At 71.3% G+C, this 16,568-nt stretch carries 12 protein-coding genes; 8 read left to right on the top strand and 4 right to left on the bottom strand.

The window, feature by feature from the left end; translation table 11 throughout:
- Positions 1–31 precede the first annotated feature (31 nt).
- From H566_RS0113120 to H566_RS0113130, 3 genes are all read right to left on the bottom strand, one after another.
- Positions 32–973, bottom strand: coding sequence for a 3-carboxyethylcatechol 2,3-dioxygenase (locus H566_RS0113120; RefSeq protein ID WP_028311802.1), 942 nt, complete (start codon positions 971–973; stop codon positions 32–34).
- The gene (locus H566_RS24940) at positions 970–2,676 is read right to left on the bottom strand and encodes a bifunctional 3-(3-hydroxy-phenyl)propionate/3-hydroxycinnamic acid hydroxylase (protein WP_084545062.1); all 1,707 of its coding nucleotides are present in this window, start codon (positions 2,674–2,676) and stop codon (positions 970–972) included. The genes H566_RS0113120 and H566_RS24940 overlap by 4 nt, the downstream gene beginning before the upstream one ends.
- 179 nt (positions 2,677–2,855) lie before the next feature.
- Entirely contained in the window at positions 2,856–3,752 is an 897-nt protein-coding gene (locus H566_RS0113130; RefSeq protein WP_028311803.1) for an alpha/beta fold hydrolase, read from the bottom strand.
- 122 nt (positions 3,753–3,874) lie between these two features.
- Between H566_RS0113130 and H566_RS0113135 the strand changes: the two genes are divergently transcribed.
- Both H566_RS0113135 and H566_RS24945 read left to right on the top strand, forming a co-directional pair.
- On the top strand, positions 3,875–4,672 hold the full coding sequence (locus H566_RS0113135; RefSeq protein ID WP_028311804.1) for a DNA-binding transcriptional regulator: 798 nt from the start codon (positions 3,875–3,877) through the stop codon (positions 4,670–4,672).
- A 282-nt stretch (positions 4,673–4,954) separates the two neighbouring features.
- Positions 4,955–6,622, top strand: a complete 1,668-nt coding sequence (locus H566_RS24945) for a hypothetical protein (RefSeq protein WP_051378714.1) — start codon at positions 4,955–4,957, stop codon at positions 6,620–6,622.
- 40 nt (positions 6,623–6,662) lie between these two features.
- Here H566_RS24945 and H566_RS0113145 read toward each other — a convergent pair whose 3' ends face one another.
- On the bottom strand, positions 6,663–7,571 hold the full coding sequence (locus tag H566_RS0113145) for a shikimate kinase (protein WP_028311805.1): 909 nt from the start codon (positions 7,569–7,571) through the stop codon (positions 6,663–6,665).
- A 95-nt stretch (positions 7,572–7,666) separates the two neighbouring features.
- Here H566_RS0113145 and H566_RS0113150 point away from each other — a divergent pair, with 95 nt between their 5' ends.
- From H566_RS0113150 to H566_RS29650, 6 genes are all read left to right on the top strand, one after another.
- The gene (locus tag H566_RS0113150) at positions 7,667–8,815 is read left to right on the top strand and encodes an ABC transporter substrate-binding protein (protein ID WP_028311806.1); all 1,149 of its coding nucleotides are present in this window, start codon (positions 7,667–7,669) and stop codon (positions 8,813–8,815) included.
- Between the two features lies 1 nt (position 8,816).
- On the top strand, positions 8,817–10,691 hold the full coding sequence (locus H566_RS24950; protein WP_051378715.1) for a feruloyl-CoA synthase: 1,875 nt from the start codon (positions 8,817–8,819) through the stop codon (positions 10,689–10,691).
- A gap of 50 nt (positions 10,692–10,741) precedes the next feature.
- Positions 10,742–11,767 carry a 3-hydroxyacyl-CoA dehydrogenase NAD-binding domain-containing protein gene (locus H566_RS24955; RefSeq protein ID WP_084545091.1) on the top strand — a complete coding sequence of 342 codons (1,026 nt, stop codon included), beginning with the start codon at positions 10,742–10,744 and terminating at the stop codon, positions 11,765–11,767.
- Between the two features lie 53 nt (positions 11,768–11,820).
- Positions 11,821–12,759: a beta-keto acid cleavage family enzyme gene (locus tag H566_RS0113165; protein WP_028311807.1), complete on the top strand. Its 939-nt coding sequence runs from the start codon at positions 11,821–11,823 to the stop codon at positions 12,757–12,759.
- A gap of 5 nt (positions 12,760–12,764) precedes the next feature.
- Complete coding sequence (locus H566_RS0113170; protein WP_156924419.1) at positions 12,765–13,574, top strand: crotonase/enoyl-CoA hydratase family protein; 810 nt, start codon at positions 12,765–12,767, stop codon at positions 13,572–13,574.
- A 156-nt stretch (positions 13,575–13,730) separates the two neighbouring features.
- On the top strand, positions 13,731–16,565 hold the full coding sequence (locus tag H566_RS29650; RefSeq protein ID WP_051378716.1) for a hypothetical protein: 2,835 nt from the start codon (positions 13,731–13,733) through the stop codon (positions 16,563–16,565).
- The last annotated feature ends 3 nt before the right edge of the window (positions 16,566–16,568 follow it).

Genomic DNA, 16,568 nt, shown 5'->3' on the forward strand with positions numbered 1-16,568 from the left:
CGGGGTTGCGCCTGTCTGTTTGTGCGTGATGTCAGGGCGCGCTCGTGAGCGCGCCGAAGCCGGCCACCCATTCGGGGATGGCGCGGTAGTAGCGGCTGGCCAGCTCGCCGCGTCCGCCCGCGAGGGCGTCGAAGGCCGCGGCGGCCGCGACCCAGGTCTTCACCTCGTGAGCCGAGGCGCCACCGTCGGCGGTGATGTCGTCGTTGCGGTAGGCGTCGAGCGCGGGCCAGTCGCGGGTCTCGATGTGGCGCATGAAGCGCCGGTCCCAGTCGGGGTTGAGCGCGCGCAGCTCGTTCGAGCCGGCGGCGAAGGCGCGCGCGGCGTCGATGGTTCGCTGCTGGCGCGCGGCGCGCGCCTCGGGCGTCGGGTTGCGGCCGGCGATGATCCGTTCGGCCACCTCGGGCGCGGCCGTTCGCAGCTGCGGCACCGGCGGGTTGTGCGACAGCCCGCCCGAGCCCACGACGAGCACGCGCCGCTCCACGCCGCGCAGGAAGCGCCCGACCGCCGCGCCGAATTCGCGCGCGCGTTTGAAGTCCACCAGCGGCGGCGCGACCGAGTTGATGAACAGCGGCAGCACCGGATGGCGCGCGAGGCCGCCGGTCAGCTCCTCCAGCGGCTGGGCGAAGCCGTGATCGACCTGCATGCGCCACGACACCGCGAGGTCGATGCCGTTGGCCACGACCGCCGCCGCGCAGTCCTCGGCCAGCGCGCGCGGGATGTCGAGCGGGCCGGGCGAGGTCGAGTAGTCGCCGACCGAGGTGGCCGCGACGCCGATGCAGAACTGCGGCATCAGGTCGAGGAAGAAGCCGTTGTAGTGGTCGGGCGCGAACAGCACGATCAGCTCGGGCGCGAAGCGCTCGACCTCGGCGCGCAGCATCGCGACCGTGCCGGCCACCTCGGCCACGACGGCCGGCAGCGGATCGACATGCCCCTTGAGCGGCGTGTGCGACAGGCAGACGAGCCTTTGCCTCACCGCGCCGCTCCCGCGAGTTCGGGCGCGGCGACGGCCGCCGGGCGCGCCTCGCCGCGTGCCTGGGCACCGGCAGCGAAGCCCTCGCCGGTACGCAGCCCGGCCGCGCGCGCCACCGCCGCGAGCGTCTCGTTGATGCGCACCGGATGGCAGATCGCCGCGACGAAGCGGTCGGGCCGCAGCACCACCACGGCGCCCGGATGGCTGCCGAACCATTCCTTGAGCCGGCCCTGCTCGTCGCCCACCACGAGCGCCTCGGCGCTGATGTCCACCTCGCGCTGGAGCTGGGGCATCGGCTTGACCGTCACGAGCCGCGCGTCGAGCGTCGCGAGAATGTCGCGGCTGCGCGCGTCGAGCCAGCGCGCCGGGTCCACGCCCCAGGACAGCAGCGCGAAACCCTTGCCGAGCGCGTCGTCGAGCAGGAGCGAGCTGCCGTCGCGCAGCGTCACGCGCGGCTGGATGAACATGCGGCCCACCGGCGAGGCCGGGCGCGGCTCGGTCTCGGGCACGACCAGCCCGCGCTCGTAGCGCGGCATCGGCTTGTAGCGCATCTCCAGGAAGTAGCGCCGCGCCGCCGGGAACCAGTTGAGCACCCGCACCGCCACATCGCGCAGCCCGGCCACGAGCGGATTGCGCGGCGAGAAGATGCGGCCCGCCGTGACCGACAGGTCGATCATCGCCTTGGCGTGCGGCGGGCGTTCGTCCTGGTAGGTGTCGAGCAGGCGGTCGTCGGCGCGGCCGTTCACGACCCAGGCGAGCTTCCACGCGAGGTTGGTCGCGTCGCGCATGCCGGTGTTGTAACCCTGGCCCTGCCAGACCGGCATGATGTGCGCGGCATCGCCCGCGAGCAGCACGCGGCCCACCTTCCAGCGGTCGGCGATGCGCGCGTTGTGCGTGTAGACGCGCTTGCGGATGTAGTCGAGCGATTCGGCATCGACGCCGGCCGGCAGCACCTTGCGCATGAGTTCGGCCATGCGCTCGGGCCGGGTGATCTCCTCCTCGGTCTCGCCCTCGAAGATCATGAATTCGAAGCGCCGCACCGCGTCGGGCAGGGCGACGCTCACATAGGGCCGCGCCGGGTCGCAGTGCATGTAGATGTTGGGCACGCCGAGCGGATCGTTGCGGATGTCCACCACGAGCCATTTCGACTTGTCGGTGATGCCGCCGAACTCGACGCCGAGCGCGCCGCGCACCGCGCTGCGGCCGCCGTCGCTGCCGACGAGATAGCGGCAGCGCAGCGTGGTCTGCTTGCCGTCGCGCTTGAGGCGCACCGTGACGCCGCGCGGGTCCTGCTCGAAGCCTTCCAGCTCGGTGCCGAGCTTCACGCTCACCGCCGGAAAGCGCGCGAGGCCGGCGAGCAGCTCGCGGTCCACCGCCGGCTGGTTGAAGGCATTGCGGCGCGACCAGCCGAACTCGTCGGTGCGCGGCTCGATCGACGCGAAGCAATAGCCGCCGCGCGTCACGAAGCGCATCCAGTGATTGGGCGTGATGTGCGGCAGCACCGCGCCGGCGAGGCCGATGCCCTGGATCGTGCGCAGGCATTCGTCGTCCATGCCGACGCCGCGCGGATAGTCGATGAGTTCCTCGCCGCGCTCGACGAGCAGCGTGCGCACGTCATGCAGGCCGAGGGTGTTGGCGATGGTCAGGCCCACCGGCCCGGCGCCGACGACGATGACGTCGGCATCGAACTGCTCGTCGGGTGTCATGTGCTTCTCCTCCGTGGTCCGGCGCGTCGGGGCGAGCGCGGGCCTCCGCGCGCCGGATGTCGTTGATCGGTGATGGGTTGCCCGCGCGGGGGCGGGCGGGAGTGGCGATGCGCGCCGTGGGCGGTCGGCTTTTCAGGGCCGTCCGTCGCGTTGCCGATGCACGGCCGGCGCGCCGGGCGTCAGTTCACGCGCTCGGCCTCGGGCGGCGTGCCGCCGTTGAGGAATCGCAGATGGATGCGGTTGAAGGTGTCGGCATCCTCGAACTGCGGCCAGTGGCCGCAGCCGTCCATGACGGTGAACAGCGCGCCGGGGATCATCGTGGCCATGCGACGGCCCTCGGACACGTCGGCCGTCGGGTCGTGCGAGGTCCAGAGCACGAGGGTCGGCGCCTGGATGCGCCCGTAGTCGTCGGCGTAGAGCATGTTGCGGCGGCGCACCTCCAGCTCCTGCAGGATCATGTTGTGCGGCATCGCCTCCTTCATGCCGGGCTGGGCGTAGATCGCCTGGCGCGTCGCGATGAGGTCGTCGAACACCTTGCTCTTGTCGGCCATCAGCCATTCGAGCCGCGCCTTGATGAAGTCCCAGCTCGGATCGCTCGCGGCCTGGAGCGACAGCGTCTTGAGCCGTTCCATCACCTTCGGGTCGGCCTGCGAGCCGCCGGCGGTGTTGAGCACGAGGCGATCGACGCGGTCGGGATGGTCGATGGCCATGCGCGCCGCGACCCAGCCGCCGAGCGATTCGCCCGAGAAGTGGGCGCGGTCGATCTTGGCCGCGTCCATGAAGCGCAGCAGATGGTCGATGTAGCGCGCAATCTCCAGCGGCTCGCGCGACTTGTCGCTCCAGCCGTGGCCGATCATGTCGATGGCCCAGGCAGAGAAGCATTCGCCATGCGACTTCAGATTGCGCACATAGGCCTCGGCATGGCCGCCCACGCCGTGCAGCAGGATCAGCGGCTTCGCGTCGGTATTGCCGCTGTGCAGATAGCGCGTCGAGATGCCGCCGGCATCGATCCAGCCCTGGCTGAAACTCGTGCCGCGAAGCTCCGCCCAGAGGCTCTTGAAAGCGTTTGCGCCCATGTCGTCTCCGACCTCGTGTTGTTGGAATGGAGGCGATTCTAGGAAGAGCCCGAGTGACGGTCCGGGGAATCTCGTCTAGCGTCCGCTCCTTGCACAGCATTGATTTGCAAGGAGTTTCTGGCGTGTTTCTCGACGACAAGCAGGACTACGCAACGGTACGAGGGTTAGTCCGGGGGCTCGACCTGCTGCGGGCGCTCAACACCTTCGAGGGCGGGCGCTGCACCCTCGCCGACCTCGTGCGCGAGACCGGCCTGCATCGCACGACGGTGCGCCGGCTGCTCGAAACCCTCATCGCCGAGAACTACGTGCGGCGCAGCGAATCCGACGGCCGCTACGCGCTCGCGCTGCGCGTGCGTTCGCTCAGCGAAGGCTTCACCGATGACGACTGGATCTCGGGCGTCGCGGCGCCGGCGCTGGCCGAGCTGCTGTCGGCCGTGCTGTGGCCGTCGGACGTGTGCACGCCCCAGGGCGGGCGCATGGTGATCCGCGAATCGACGCACCGTTTCAGCCGGCTGTCCTTCCATCGCGCGATGGTCGGGCAGTCGATGCCGATGCTCACGACGGCGGCGGGGCGCGCCTACTTGGCGCACTGCCCGGAAGACATGCTCGCGAGCCTGCTCGACTTCATGGCCGAGCAGGACGACAGCCAGGCGCGGCTCGCGCGCGACCGGCGCTACGTGGCGCGGCTGCTCGAACTCACGCGCGAGCGCGGCTACGCCGCCAACGACGCCGAATGGGACGAGCAGCGCAAGATCGGCGCGATCGCACTGCCGGTGCGCCACGGCGGCCAGGTGCTCGGCGCGGTGAACGTGGTCTTCCTCGCGCGCGCCTTCGATACGGCCGAGGCGGCGCGGCGCTTTCTGCCCGCGCTCGCGAAGGCGGCGGCGCGCATCGAGGAGCAGCTCGCGGAGCGCGGCTGAAGGCGGCGGGCGGCGCTCGGCCCCTGCCGGTCTCGCGCGCGGCGCCGTTGCTCCTCGCGACTTGCATCGTCGGTCACGCCCGTCACGGGCGTCGCGCAGGCTGACCGGGCGATAGGCGGCGCGGAAGCGGGCGGTGAGCGGCGTCCGCGACCTTCGGCCCGATCGCATGCGAGCAAGGGCGTGACGTCGATCACATTTTCGAAGGTGCGGCTTTGACCAGGCATCGACAAGCCCCTTGTGGTGATCGCTATACCGGCCCGCGTCTTCAACCGACTGCGACCCATGCGCCACTTCTCCCGTCCCTCCGGCAACACCCGCGCCCTGCGCCTCATCCTCCCGGCCTTCGTCGCCATCTCCGCGCCTGTCTCGGCCCAGGTCGGTCCCGCGCTGGCGCCCGACCAGCTGCTCGGCCTCTACCCCGCCCCGCGCTTCAGTCCGCTCGCGGCGGATTGCACCGACTGCCTCGCCACGCCACAGGCGCGCTTCTACTTCAAGGGGGATCTGAGCGTCTCGCCCACGCGCGACGCGGTGGGCTTCGATCCCGCGCGCCGCGCCTTCGACGACCTCGCGCGCTGGGCGGGCGAGCGCGGCGGCCAGCCCGAAGGCCGCCTGCCGAGCCTCGTGTGGACCGGCTCGCCCGAGATCGCGCGCGGCACGCTGGCCGACGCCGCCACGCGGCTCGACCTCGGTGGCGGGCAATCGCTGGCCTTCGACCATGTGGCGAAGATCAGCACCAACCTGTCGTTCTACGACGCATCGAGCGCCGCCTTCTTCGACCGGCGCGCCGTCATCGCGCGCGGCCAGACCGCCGACGGCCGTTTCGTCGCGCGCACGCTCTGGCCGGCCGACCACGGCCTGCAAGCGCTTGCGCCGCCGCAGCCGCTGCGGCCCGGCGAGACGCTGGAATCGCTCGTGCGCGCGGGCCAGGGTGATGCGCGCGCGAGCTACTCGACGCGCGTGCTGTGGCAGCGCGATCCGGCCGCGCTCGATGTCGCGGGCAAGCCGGTGCTGGCCTTCATCCTTAACGGCGCCCAGGGCGATGACGACGAGGCGCACGGCGGGCATTTCGCGGTGGCGACCGGGCGGGTTGGGCCCGGCGGCGAGATGAACCAGTGGCTGGTCAACAACTTCTACAACCTCGGCTCGGTGAGCGAGAAGGGGATCATCGCCTCGACCGTGCCGCTCGACGCCTATCTCGGCGAGCTGAACAGCGGCCAGTCGTGGTATCGGCCGTCGTCCATCCTCGTCGCGGTGCTGCGCGATCCGCGCGTGCCCGGGCTGTATCAGGAGGGCATCGGCCGCGTGTTCCAGCACTTCTACCGCCAGGACTTCCCGTACCGCCACGCGACCGCCAACTGCACCGGCCTGAACGTGGAAACCCTGCGCACGCTGGGCTGGCGGCTGCCGAAGCTCGGCGCCGAAAGCCGGCTCAAGGCCGCGATCGCGCTGCCCTACGTGGCGATCCGCGACGGCTCGCTGCAGAACGGCAAGAGCGCCTACGACTACCTGTCGGCCGAGCGTACCGACCTCTATCCGCTGGTCGGCTTCACGAGCCTCGGTGATGACCTGCTCGGGCGCATCACGCGCGGCGGCGCGGCGGGCAGCGGCCTGGAGGCGCAGCTGGCGCAGGACATCGAGGCGGTCATCCTCGTGCAGGTGCCGCAGTTCCCGTCGTCGCGCGCGGTCGGACAGGCGCCGGTCGGGTCGATGGAGGAGTACCTCGCGCGCGCGCCGGCCAACAAGGCCGACTGGAAGATCGTGCCGGTGGCTCCGCGCCCCTTCCCGGCGGAGCTGCGCGACGCGGCGGCGCCGGCCGCCGAGGGCACTCCGGCCGACACGGCGGTGCTCGCCGAGGGCGCGATGTTCGCGGGGCTCGGCGGCCTGGGCCTGTTCGGGCTGGGGCGTGCGTTCGTCCGCCGACGCGCGGCGCGCGGCCGGCCGGCGGCCTGAAGAAGCCGGCCCCGGCCCGGGGCCGGCGGCTCGGCGGCCGTCACTTCGTCAGCCGCGCCGCGATCTCGCGTGCCACGGCCTCGGGCGATAGTCCGGTGGTATCGACGCACAGGTTGGCCATGCGGTAGAGGTCTTCGCGCGCGGTCAGGGTGCGGTTGATGTTGTTCAGCGCCTCGCGGCGCAGGCGCTGGTTGGCGATGCGCGCGTCGTTCTGCCCCGCGACCCGCGCGAAATGCGCTTCGGGCGCGGCCTTGAGCCAGACCGTCGTGCAATGGCGCAGCAGCAGCTCGTAGGTCGGGCGTTCGGCGACGATGCCCCCGGCGGTCGCGAGCACGAGCGAACGGTGCTGGGCCAGCACGCGCTCCAGGCAACGCCGCTCGAACTGCCGGAAGCCGGTCTGGCCGTACAAGGTGAAGATCTCGTGCACCTTCAGTCCGGCCTCGCGCTCGATCTCGCGGTTCAGTTCCACCACCGGCAGGTCGAGCCGCTTGGCCAGCAGCGCGCTGACCGTGGACTTGCCCGCGCCGCGCAGCCCCACGAGCGCGATGCGCCGGTCGCCGGCCTCGGGCGCCGTGGCGAATTCCTCGACCAGCCAATGCCGGATCGTGCCGAGCCGTTGCGCGGGCTGACGATGCAGGAACTCGTTGATGAGCGCGATCTCGTCGCCCGCGCGGTCGTCGGCCACCACCTCGGCGAGCGGACAGTTGAGCGCCTGCGCGAGCTTGTCGAGCAGCAGCACCGAGACGTTGCCTTCGCCGCCCTCGATGCGCGCGATGTGCGGCAGCGAGACGCCCGATTGCTCGGCGAGCTGGCGTCGCGTCATGCCGCGCTCGGCGCGCAGCTTGCGCAGGCGCCGCGCGAGGCGGGCGAGCAGCGGCTCGTCGTCGTCGTGGCCGAGCACGCGCGTGGCGGCCGGCGCGTCGGGCAATGCGGAGTTACGCGAACCCATATCAGATCTGATATCCAGCTTTTACAAAGCTCTCTTTTAGCATCGTCTCACTGACCGGCGACAGACCGGGACCACCCACCATTCGGGAGTGAGACATGAAGGCGAGCATCAAGAAGGCCGCGCTGCTGGTCGCGGCCGCCCTGGCCGGCGCGACGGCCCATGCCGAGGTGCGCATCGGCGTGACGCTGTCGGCCACGGGGCCGGCGGCGGCGCTGGGCATCCCCCAGCGCAACATGGCGGCGCTGCTGCCCGCGAGCATCGGCGGCGAGAAGGTCGAGCTGACGGTGTTCGACGACGCGACCGATCCGAGCGCGGCCAACCGCAATGCGCGCCGCCTCGCCACCGAGAACAAGGTGGACGTGATCATCGGCTCGTCCAACGTGCCGGGCTGCGCCGCGATCGCGGAGGTCGCGGCCGAACTCAAGCTCGCGCAGGTGGCGATGTGCCCGGTCGAGGTGCCGCCGGCGTCGGCGCCCTGGGTGTTCCGCGCGCCGCAGAGCAACGGCCTCATGGCCTCGGCCCTCGTCGCGCACATGAAGCAGAACGGCGTGAAGACGCTCGGCTTCATCGGCTATGCCGACGCCTATGGCGAAGGCTGGCTGCGCGACCTGCGCCGGCTGCTGGAAGGCACGGGCATCAGCCTCGTCGCGGTCGAGCGCTATGCGCGCACCGACACCGCCGTGACGGCCCAGGCGCTCAAGCTCGCGTCGGCGGCGCCCGACGCCATCCTCATCGTCGGCTCGGGCGCGCCGGCCGCGCTGCCGCACACGACGCTGGTCGAGCGCGGCTACAAGGGCCGGCTGTACCAGACCCATGCCGCCGCCAATGCCGACTTCCTGCGCGTGGGCGGCAAGGCGATCGAGGGCGCGATCCTGCCGGTCGGGCCGGTGGTGGTGGCCTCGCAGTTGCCGGCCGAGCATCCGCTGCGCAAGCCGGGCATCGACCTCGCGAAGCGCTATGAAGAGAAGTACGGCCAGGGCAGCTTCAACCCCTTTGCCGCCTACCTGAACGATGCCTTCCTGCTCGTGCAGCAGGCGGTGCCGGTGGCGCTCAAGACCGCGAAGCCGGGCACGCCCGAGTTCCGCGTGGCGCTGCGCGATGCGCTCGAAGGGCTGCGCAATGTCGAGGCCACGAACGGCGTGTTCAGCATGAGCGCCGCCGACCATTCCGGCCTTGATGAACGCGCCCGCGTCCTCGTCAAGGTCGAGGCCGGCGCCTTCCGCCTGCTGCCGGGGAGCTACTGACATGCGCGCCCCCGACCCCGTGCGCCTCGTCGAGCGCGACCCGGCGACGATGTTCGCCACGCCCGATGTCATCGTCCATCGCCGGCCCGATGGCGGGTTGATTCTCGAATCGGGCATGGACCTGCCCGAGTCCGCGCCCAGCCTCGGCGAGCGGCTTGAGCACTGGGCGCGCGTCACGCCCGAGGCGGTCTTTCTCGCCGAGCGCGCCGACGGCGGCGGCTGGCGCGAAGTGAGCTATGCCGACGCGCTGCGCCAGGTGCGCGCGATCGCCGGCTGGCTGCTGGCGCGCGGCGCGAGCGCCGACCGCCCGGTGGTCGTGCTGTCGGACAACAGCGTCGACCATGCGCTGATGATGTTCGCGGCGATGCATGTAGGCGTGCCGGTGGCGTCGATCTCGTCGGCCTATTCGCTGCTGTCGAAGGACCACGCCAAGCTGCGCCAGCAGATCGCGCTGGTGGCGCCGGGCGTCATCTACGCGAGTGACAGCGAACGCTATGGCGCGGCGCTCGCCTCGATTGCCGACCTGCATGATGCAAGCCTTGTCACCAGCGCGCGGGTGCCGGCGGGCGCCGTCGCCTTTGCCGAGCTGACAGCGTTTGCATCCGGGCCGGAGGTGGACGCGGCTTTCTCCCTCGTCGGGCCGGACACGGTGGCCAAGCTGCTGTTCACCTCGGGCTCGACGTCGATCCCGAAGGCGGTCGTGAACACCCAGCGCATGCTCTGCACGAGCCAGGCGGCGCGGCTGCGGCACTGGCCCTTCCTGCAACGCACGCCGCCGGTGGTGGCCGACTGGCTGCCGTGGAGCCATACCTTCGGCGGCAACCACAACTTCAACCTCGTGCTGTGCAACGGCGGGACGATGGTGGTGGACGCCGGCCGCCCCGCGCCGGGCCTGTTCGAGACCACGCTCGCCAACCTGCGCGAGGTGCGGCCGACGGTGTACTTCAACGTGCCGCGCGGCTTCGACATGCTGGTCGCCGCGCTCCAGCAGGATGACGAGCTGCGCTGCGCCTTCTTCTCGCGGTTGCAGGTCATCTTCTACGCGGCGGCGGCGCTGCCCCAGCACCTGTGGGCGGCGCTCGATGAGCTCGCGCACCGCACCGTGGGCTGCGCGGTGCCGATCGTGTCGGGCTGGGGCTCGACCGAGACCTCGCCGCTGTCGGCCGACGCGCATTTCGTGGCCGAGCGCGCGGGCGTGATCGGTCTGCCGGTGCCGGGCACCTCGCTGCGCCTCGTGCCGGTGGCCGACAAGTACGAGATCCGCGTCAAGGGGCCGAACGTGATGCCCGGCTATCTGCGCAATCCGGCGCTCACGGCCGAGGCCTTCGACGAGGAGGGCTACTACCGCATCGGCGACACGGTGCGCTTCGCCGATCCGGCGCGGCCCGAGCGCGGCCTGACCTTCGAGGGCCGGCTGGCCGAGGACTTCAAGCTCGCGACCGGCACCTGGGTACGCGTCGGCACGCTGAGGCTCGCGGCGATCGACGCGCTCAAGCCGGTGGCGCAGGACGTGATCGTCGCCGGCCATGACCGCGACGAGATCGGGCTGCTCGTGGTGCCGAACGTCGCGGCCTCCCGGCGCCTCGCCACCGGGCTGCCCGCCGACGCGCCGCTCGACGATGTGCTCGCGCATCCGGCGCTGCGCGCGCTCGTGGCCGACGGGCTCGCGCGCATGCGGGCGGCGGGCGGCGGCAGCTCGTCCTTCGCGACGCGCGCCCTGCTGCTCGCCGAGCCGCTGTCGATCGACGCGGGCGAGATCACCGACAAGGCCTACATCAACCAGCGCCGCACGCTGGAGACGCGCGCGGCCGAGGTCGAGCGGCTGTATGCCGAGACGGCGGACGCGGGCGTGATCGCGCTGGAGGTGGTGGCATGACGGCGCATGCAAACCCGTCGGCCCGGGGCGACGGCATGCCGCCCGCGCGCATGCCGGTGCCGGCGGAACTCCGCATCCGCCGCGTCGCGGTGGTGGGCACCGGCGTGATCGGCGCGAGTTGGGTCGCGGCCTTTCTGGCGGCCGGGCTCGACGTGGTGGCGACCGATCCGGCGCCCGGCGCCGAGGCGCGGCTGACCGAGGCGGTCGAGCGCCACTGGCCGGTGCTGACCGAGCTGGGCCTCGCGTCCGGTGCCTCCTGCAAACGCTTGCGCTTCACCGCCGACCTCGCCGAGGCGCTCGCCGACGCCGACTTCGTGCAGGAGAACGGCCCCGAGCGCGAGGACTTCAAGATCGACTTCTTCGCGCGCATGGACGCGCTCGCGCCGCCGCGCGCCATCCTCGCGTCGAGCTCGTCGGGCCTGCTCGTGAGCCGCATGCAATCGGCCTGCGCGCGGCCGGGCCGGGTGCTGCTCGGCCATCCCTTCAATCCGCCGCACCTGATCCCGCTGGTGGAAGTGATCGGCGGCGAGCGCACCGACGCCGCGAGCATCGACCGCGCGATGGCCTTCTACGCGGCGATCGGCAAGCGGCCGATCCGCATCCGCAAGGAAGTGAAGGGCCATGTGGCCAACCGGCTCCAGGCCGCGCTCTGGCGCGAGGCCTTCCATCTCGCGGCCGAGGGCGTCGCGAGCGTGGAGGACATCGACACCGCCATCGCCCACGGCCCCGGCCTGCGCTGGGCGCTGCTCGGCCCCTTCATGGCGCTGGACCTGTCGGGCGGCGAGGGCGGCATGGCCCATCTGCTCGACCACCTCGGCGGGCCGATCGAGCAATGGTGGCTCGACCTCGGCGCGCCGCGCATGACGCCCGAGGTGAAGGCCGCCGTCATCGCCGGCACCGCCGCCGCCCGGCATGCGCCGCGCGCCGACATCGAGGCCGCGCGCGACCGGCTGCTGATCGGGCTGCTCCAGGCCAAGGCGCGGCTCGGCGAGCCGAACGCGCCGGCCGGCGGCACCGGCACCGGCGCAGCCACCGCCGCGCCGGCCGGCCTTGCAAGCCCTTGCACGCCCGCCTGACCCAACCCCCTCCATCCCGACCACAGGTCCGCCAACCGGACCGGGAGCCATCCATGAGCATGAGCAACAAGGTCATCGTCACGATCGCGCCGACCGGCGGCATGGCGAGCAAGGCCCAGAACCCCCACCTGCCGACCCAGCCCGAGGAGATCGCGCGCGACGTGTACGACTGCTGGAACGCCGGCGCCAGCGTCGTCGCCGTGCATGCGCGCCGGCCCGACGACCTCGCCACCTGCAACGCCGACATCTACCGCGACATCAACCGCCGCATCCGCGACCGCTGCGACATCGTCATCAACAACTCGACCGGCGGCGGCGTCAACGGCGACATGGTGCGCAAGGCCGACAACGGCTACTGGGAAATCCTCTGGGAGGAGCGCATCAAGGGCATGGATGCCGGCGCCGAGATGTGCACCCTCGACGCCACCACCATCAACGCGAGCTTCGAGGGCCGCGAGCTGCTCATGAACACGCCGCCCTCGCGCTGCCGCGAACTCGCGCTCGGCATGAAGCAGCGCGGCATCAAGCCCGAGTGGGAGGTGTTCAGCCCCACGCACATCCTCCAGGACGTCACCTCGCTGATCGAGGCCGGCTTCGACGAGCCGCCCTATTTCATCAACCTCGTGCTCAACGTGCATCGCGGCTTCCAGAACGCCATGCCTTACAGCCCGCGCGTGCTCCAGATGATGGTGGACTGCCTGCCCAAGGGCTCGATCTTCTGCGTGAGCGGCATCGGCCCGGCTCAGCTGCCGGCGGCCGCCAACGCGCTGCTGCTCGGCGGCCATGTGCGCACCGGCCTGGAGGACAACCTCTACTACCGCCAGGGCGAGCTGGCGACCAACCAGCAGCTCACCGAGCGCGTCGTGCGCCTCGTGCGCGAGCTGGGCTTCGAGCCCGCCACGCCGGCCGAGGCGCGCCAGATCATGGGTCTGCCGCGCACGGACGCCTCGGTACTGCCCGACTTCGCGCCGGGCGCGATGGTGGAGGCATGACGGCCATGAACGACCGCAGCCACCTCATCCCCGCCGTGTACGACGGCCTCGACCTGCTCGGCATCGACGCCGGCGGCCCGGTCGCGCAACTGCGCCTGCGCCGCCCGGCCAAGCGCAATGCGATCAACGACGCGCTCATCGCCCAGATCCACACCTTCTTCGTGAACCTGCCCGAGCATGTGCGCGCGGTGGTGCTGAGCGGCGAGGGCGAGCATTTCTGCGCCGGCCTCGACCTCGGCGATCTCGACGGCGACGCCGGCGCGGCGGCGGCGATCGCGCGTTCGCGTGCCTGGCATGCCGCCTTCGACGCGATCCAGTACGGCCCGGTGCCCGTCATCGCGGTGCTGCATGGCGCCGTGATCGGCGGTGGCCTGGAGCTGGCCGCTGCCTGCCATGTGCGCGTGGCCGAGACCTCGGCCTGGTACGCGCTGCCCGAGGGCCAGCGCGGCATCTTCGTCGGCGGCGGCGGCTCGGTGCGGCTGTCGCGCCTCATCGGCATCGCGCGCATGACCGACATGATGCTGACCGGCCGCACGCTCGACGCGGAGGAAGGCGCCCGCGTCGGGCTGTCGCAGTACCTGGTGCCGGCGGGCGAGGGGCTGGCCGAGGCCGGCCGGATCGCGGCGCGCGTCGCCGCCAACGCGCCGATGTCGAACTTCGCGGTCCTGCAGGCGCTGCCGCGCATCGCCGAGCTGCCCGCGACCGGCGGACTGCTGATGGAGGCGCTGATGTCGTCGATCACCCAGGGCGAGCCCGAGGCAAGGCGCCGCGTGCGCGACTTCCTCGACGGGCGGGTGGGCAAGGTGAGCCGCTAGCCCGTGCGCGCGCCGCCCCGTCTCGCGCGATGACGGCCTGTAACCGTCGCGCGCGCCCGCGTCAGCCGCGCGGATGATGCCGCCCAGCGGCGCAACGCCGCCCGGCAGCGGCGCGGCCCCGGCGGCCCGGCGGGCCGAACCGCGCGGAGGCCAGTCATGTTCGATCTGCTCAAGGACATCGGGAAGTACCAGGGCATCCCGCCCTACGCGAGCGAGCACTACGGCGTGTACCAGCCGCTGCTCGGCTGGCAGTCGAGCCTCACGCGCAAGTGGATCCAGCGCGCCGACGTCAAGGCCGACCCGCGCCTGCGCCGCATCCTCGATGCCAACCTCGTGCCCGGCGTGGACAGCGTCAACTACAGCGCGGCGGGGGCGGGCGGTGGCTTCACCTGGCCCGATGCCTACACGGCGGCGCCGGGCGACCCGGCCCGCCTCCAGCGCGAGTGGCGCGTGCTCGTCGCGCGCGAGATGAACAGCCAGGTGCTGCTCGTCGCCGCCGACGCCGTCAAGCAATGGGTCGTCGCGCACGACGGCAAGCTGCCCGAGCCGGCCGAATGGAAGACGGTGTTCGGCGCCGAGGCGATCAAGCTCTTTCTCGGCCAGGCCAACCGGCGCCTGACCGACATCTTCATGGCCCAGCACCATGCGACGCCGACGATCCAGAACGATCTGGTCAAGGCCAGCGTGCTGGAGGCGATGAAGTACGAATCGCAGGTGGCCGGGATGATCGCGGCCTTCGCCAACGGCACCGACGGCCTCGACCCGGCCAAGCTCGCGGGCCTTTTCATCGTGCTCGCGCCGCCCTCGCTCGACGACCTGCTGCGCGCGCCCGATCCGCTCGCAAGCATCGATCCGCGCAACACGGCGGGCGCGCTGTCGCCGGTGGGCTTCGTGCACCTGTTCCGCCAGTACTTCTTCGACCTCGGCAACTTCATCGGCGAGCCGGTCGAGCACATCTGGCTCGCGCCGGGCACGACCATCGAGCTGGTGGAGGTGAGCACGCGCAAGGTGCTGATCGAGCAGACGCTCGAATCCCTCACCGAGACCTCGCAGCGCTCGGAGCGCAGCGCGCTCGTCAAGGACGAGATCAGCGACGCGGTCAAGGACAGCAACCAGAGCAGCACCAAGCTCGGCGTGTCGCAGACCAGCACCGTCAACCTCTACGTCTACCAGGGCACGGTGTCGGCCAACTTCGGCGTCGAATCGACGCGCAACACCGCGCGCGAGACCGCGCACAAGCAGAACCGCGAGCAGTCGGAGAAGCTCGCGAGCGACATCAAGCAGAGCTTCAAGTCGGTGTTCCGCACCGTGACCGAGACCACCGACACCACGAGCCGGCGCCACGTCATCACCAACCCCGGCGACAAGCTCATCAACTACGAGCTGCGCCGCAAGATGCGCCGCGTCGGCGTGCAGGTGCAGGACATCGGCACGCGGCTGTGCTGGCAGGTGTTCATCGACGATCCGGGCGCGACGCTGGGCCTCGCCGAACTCGTGCATCTGGTGGACTCGCCCGCGCTCGACAACCTCAAGGAGCCCGAGAAGATGCCGGCGCCCGTCGCGCTGACCGAGAAGGTCATCGTGCCGCTGCCCTTCCTGCCCATCCTCGACTACACGAACAACAACGCGCACTACGAGTACGCCTACGTCGATCCGCCGGGCGCGCGCTACGCGGGCAAGGCGCTGAGCAAGATCATGGGCGTCGAGGACGAGGACGACCGCGACGACCAGACCATCATGGGCCCCTTCCTGTTCGCCAAGATGCCGGCCCAGACCGGCTATGAACTCGACGAGGTGCGGCTGCTCGGCGTTCAGGGCAACAAGATCGCCGACCTGCGCGACAAGCGCGTGGTCGATCGCGTGCAGGGCAGCTACGAGCTGACGATGCAGCGCGTGCATTTCGGCGGCGAGAACGTCATCAACCTGGAGATGGAACTCGTCTACCGGCCGACCGACGCCGAGCGCGCGCGCATCGACGCGGCCAATGCCAAGGCCCAGGAGAAGTACGACGCCGACAAGCGCCGCCTGCTGCGCGAGAGCTACATGGAGCAGGTGCGCAAGCGCATCAAGGACGCCAACGCGATCGGCGCGCGCCCGTCCTGGGACCTGCGCGAGGAGGAGCGCACGGTGGTCTACCGCAAGCTCATCGAGCGGCTCATGGTCGACAGCTGGAAGCTGCCCGATACCGAGCAGAACCGGCGCCTGAGCCATGTGCGCTCGGAGATCGTGCGCTCGATCTTCGACGTGGACTCGATGCTGTACTTCGTCGCGCCCGAGTGGTGGATGCCGCGCCGGCGCAGCGGCAAGCTCGACCTGACGATCGAGCAGATGGGCCAGCCGGTGTCGCTCGCCGATGACGACGTGGTGCGCTGGGGCGGCGAACGCCGGCCCGACAACTACCGCATCACCGAGGACTCGGCGCCGGCCAAGCTCGGCAGCTCGCTCGGCTGGCTGCTCCAGCTCGACGGCGACAACCTGCGCAACGCCTTCCTCAACGCGCCCTGGGTCAAGGCCGTCATCCCGATCCGGCCGGGGCGCGAGCGCGCCGCGCTCAACTGGCTGCGCGACGGCATCGAGACCGCCGAGAACGACGGCTGGGACACGCCCTACATCGGCACCGAGGCCGAGTTCGCGGGCAAGACGCTGGGCGAGGTGCTCGAAATCGTGGCCGAGCGGCTGGAAGTGCAGAACGCCGACATCGCCAGCGTGCTCGCGAGCGACAGCGTGTTCGAGCACGGCTTCGATCCGCTCGCCGGCGGCTTCGACGCGGGCGTGGCCGCGAACGAGGTGTTCAGCCAGTGGATCTCGGTGCTGCCGACCGACCAGATCGTCGCGATGGAGTACGTGCCGCAGGACCTCACGGCCACCGCGCGTCCCGCGCCGGCTCCTGCTCCGACGCCGGCCCCGACCCCAACGCCGACGCCGACGCCAGCTCCGGCGCCGCGCCCCGCGCCCACTCCCGGCCCGACGCCGGCCCCGCCGCCGGCCTGAGCC

Origin of the sequence: Derxia gummosa DSM 723, from assembly GCF_000482785.1 — a bacterium.
GTDB lineage: Bacteria > Pseudomonadota > Gammaproteobacteria > Burkholderiales > Burkholderiaceae_E > Derxia > Derxia gummosa.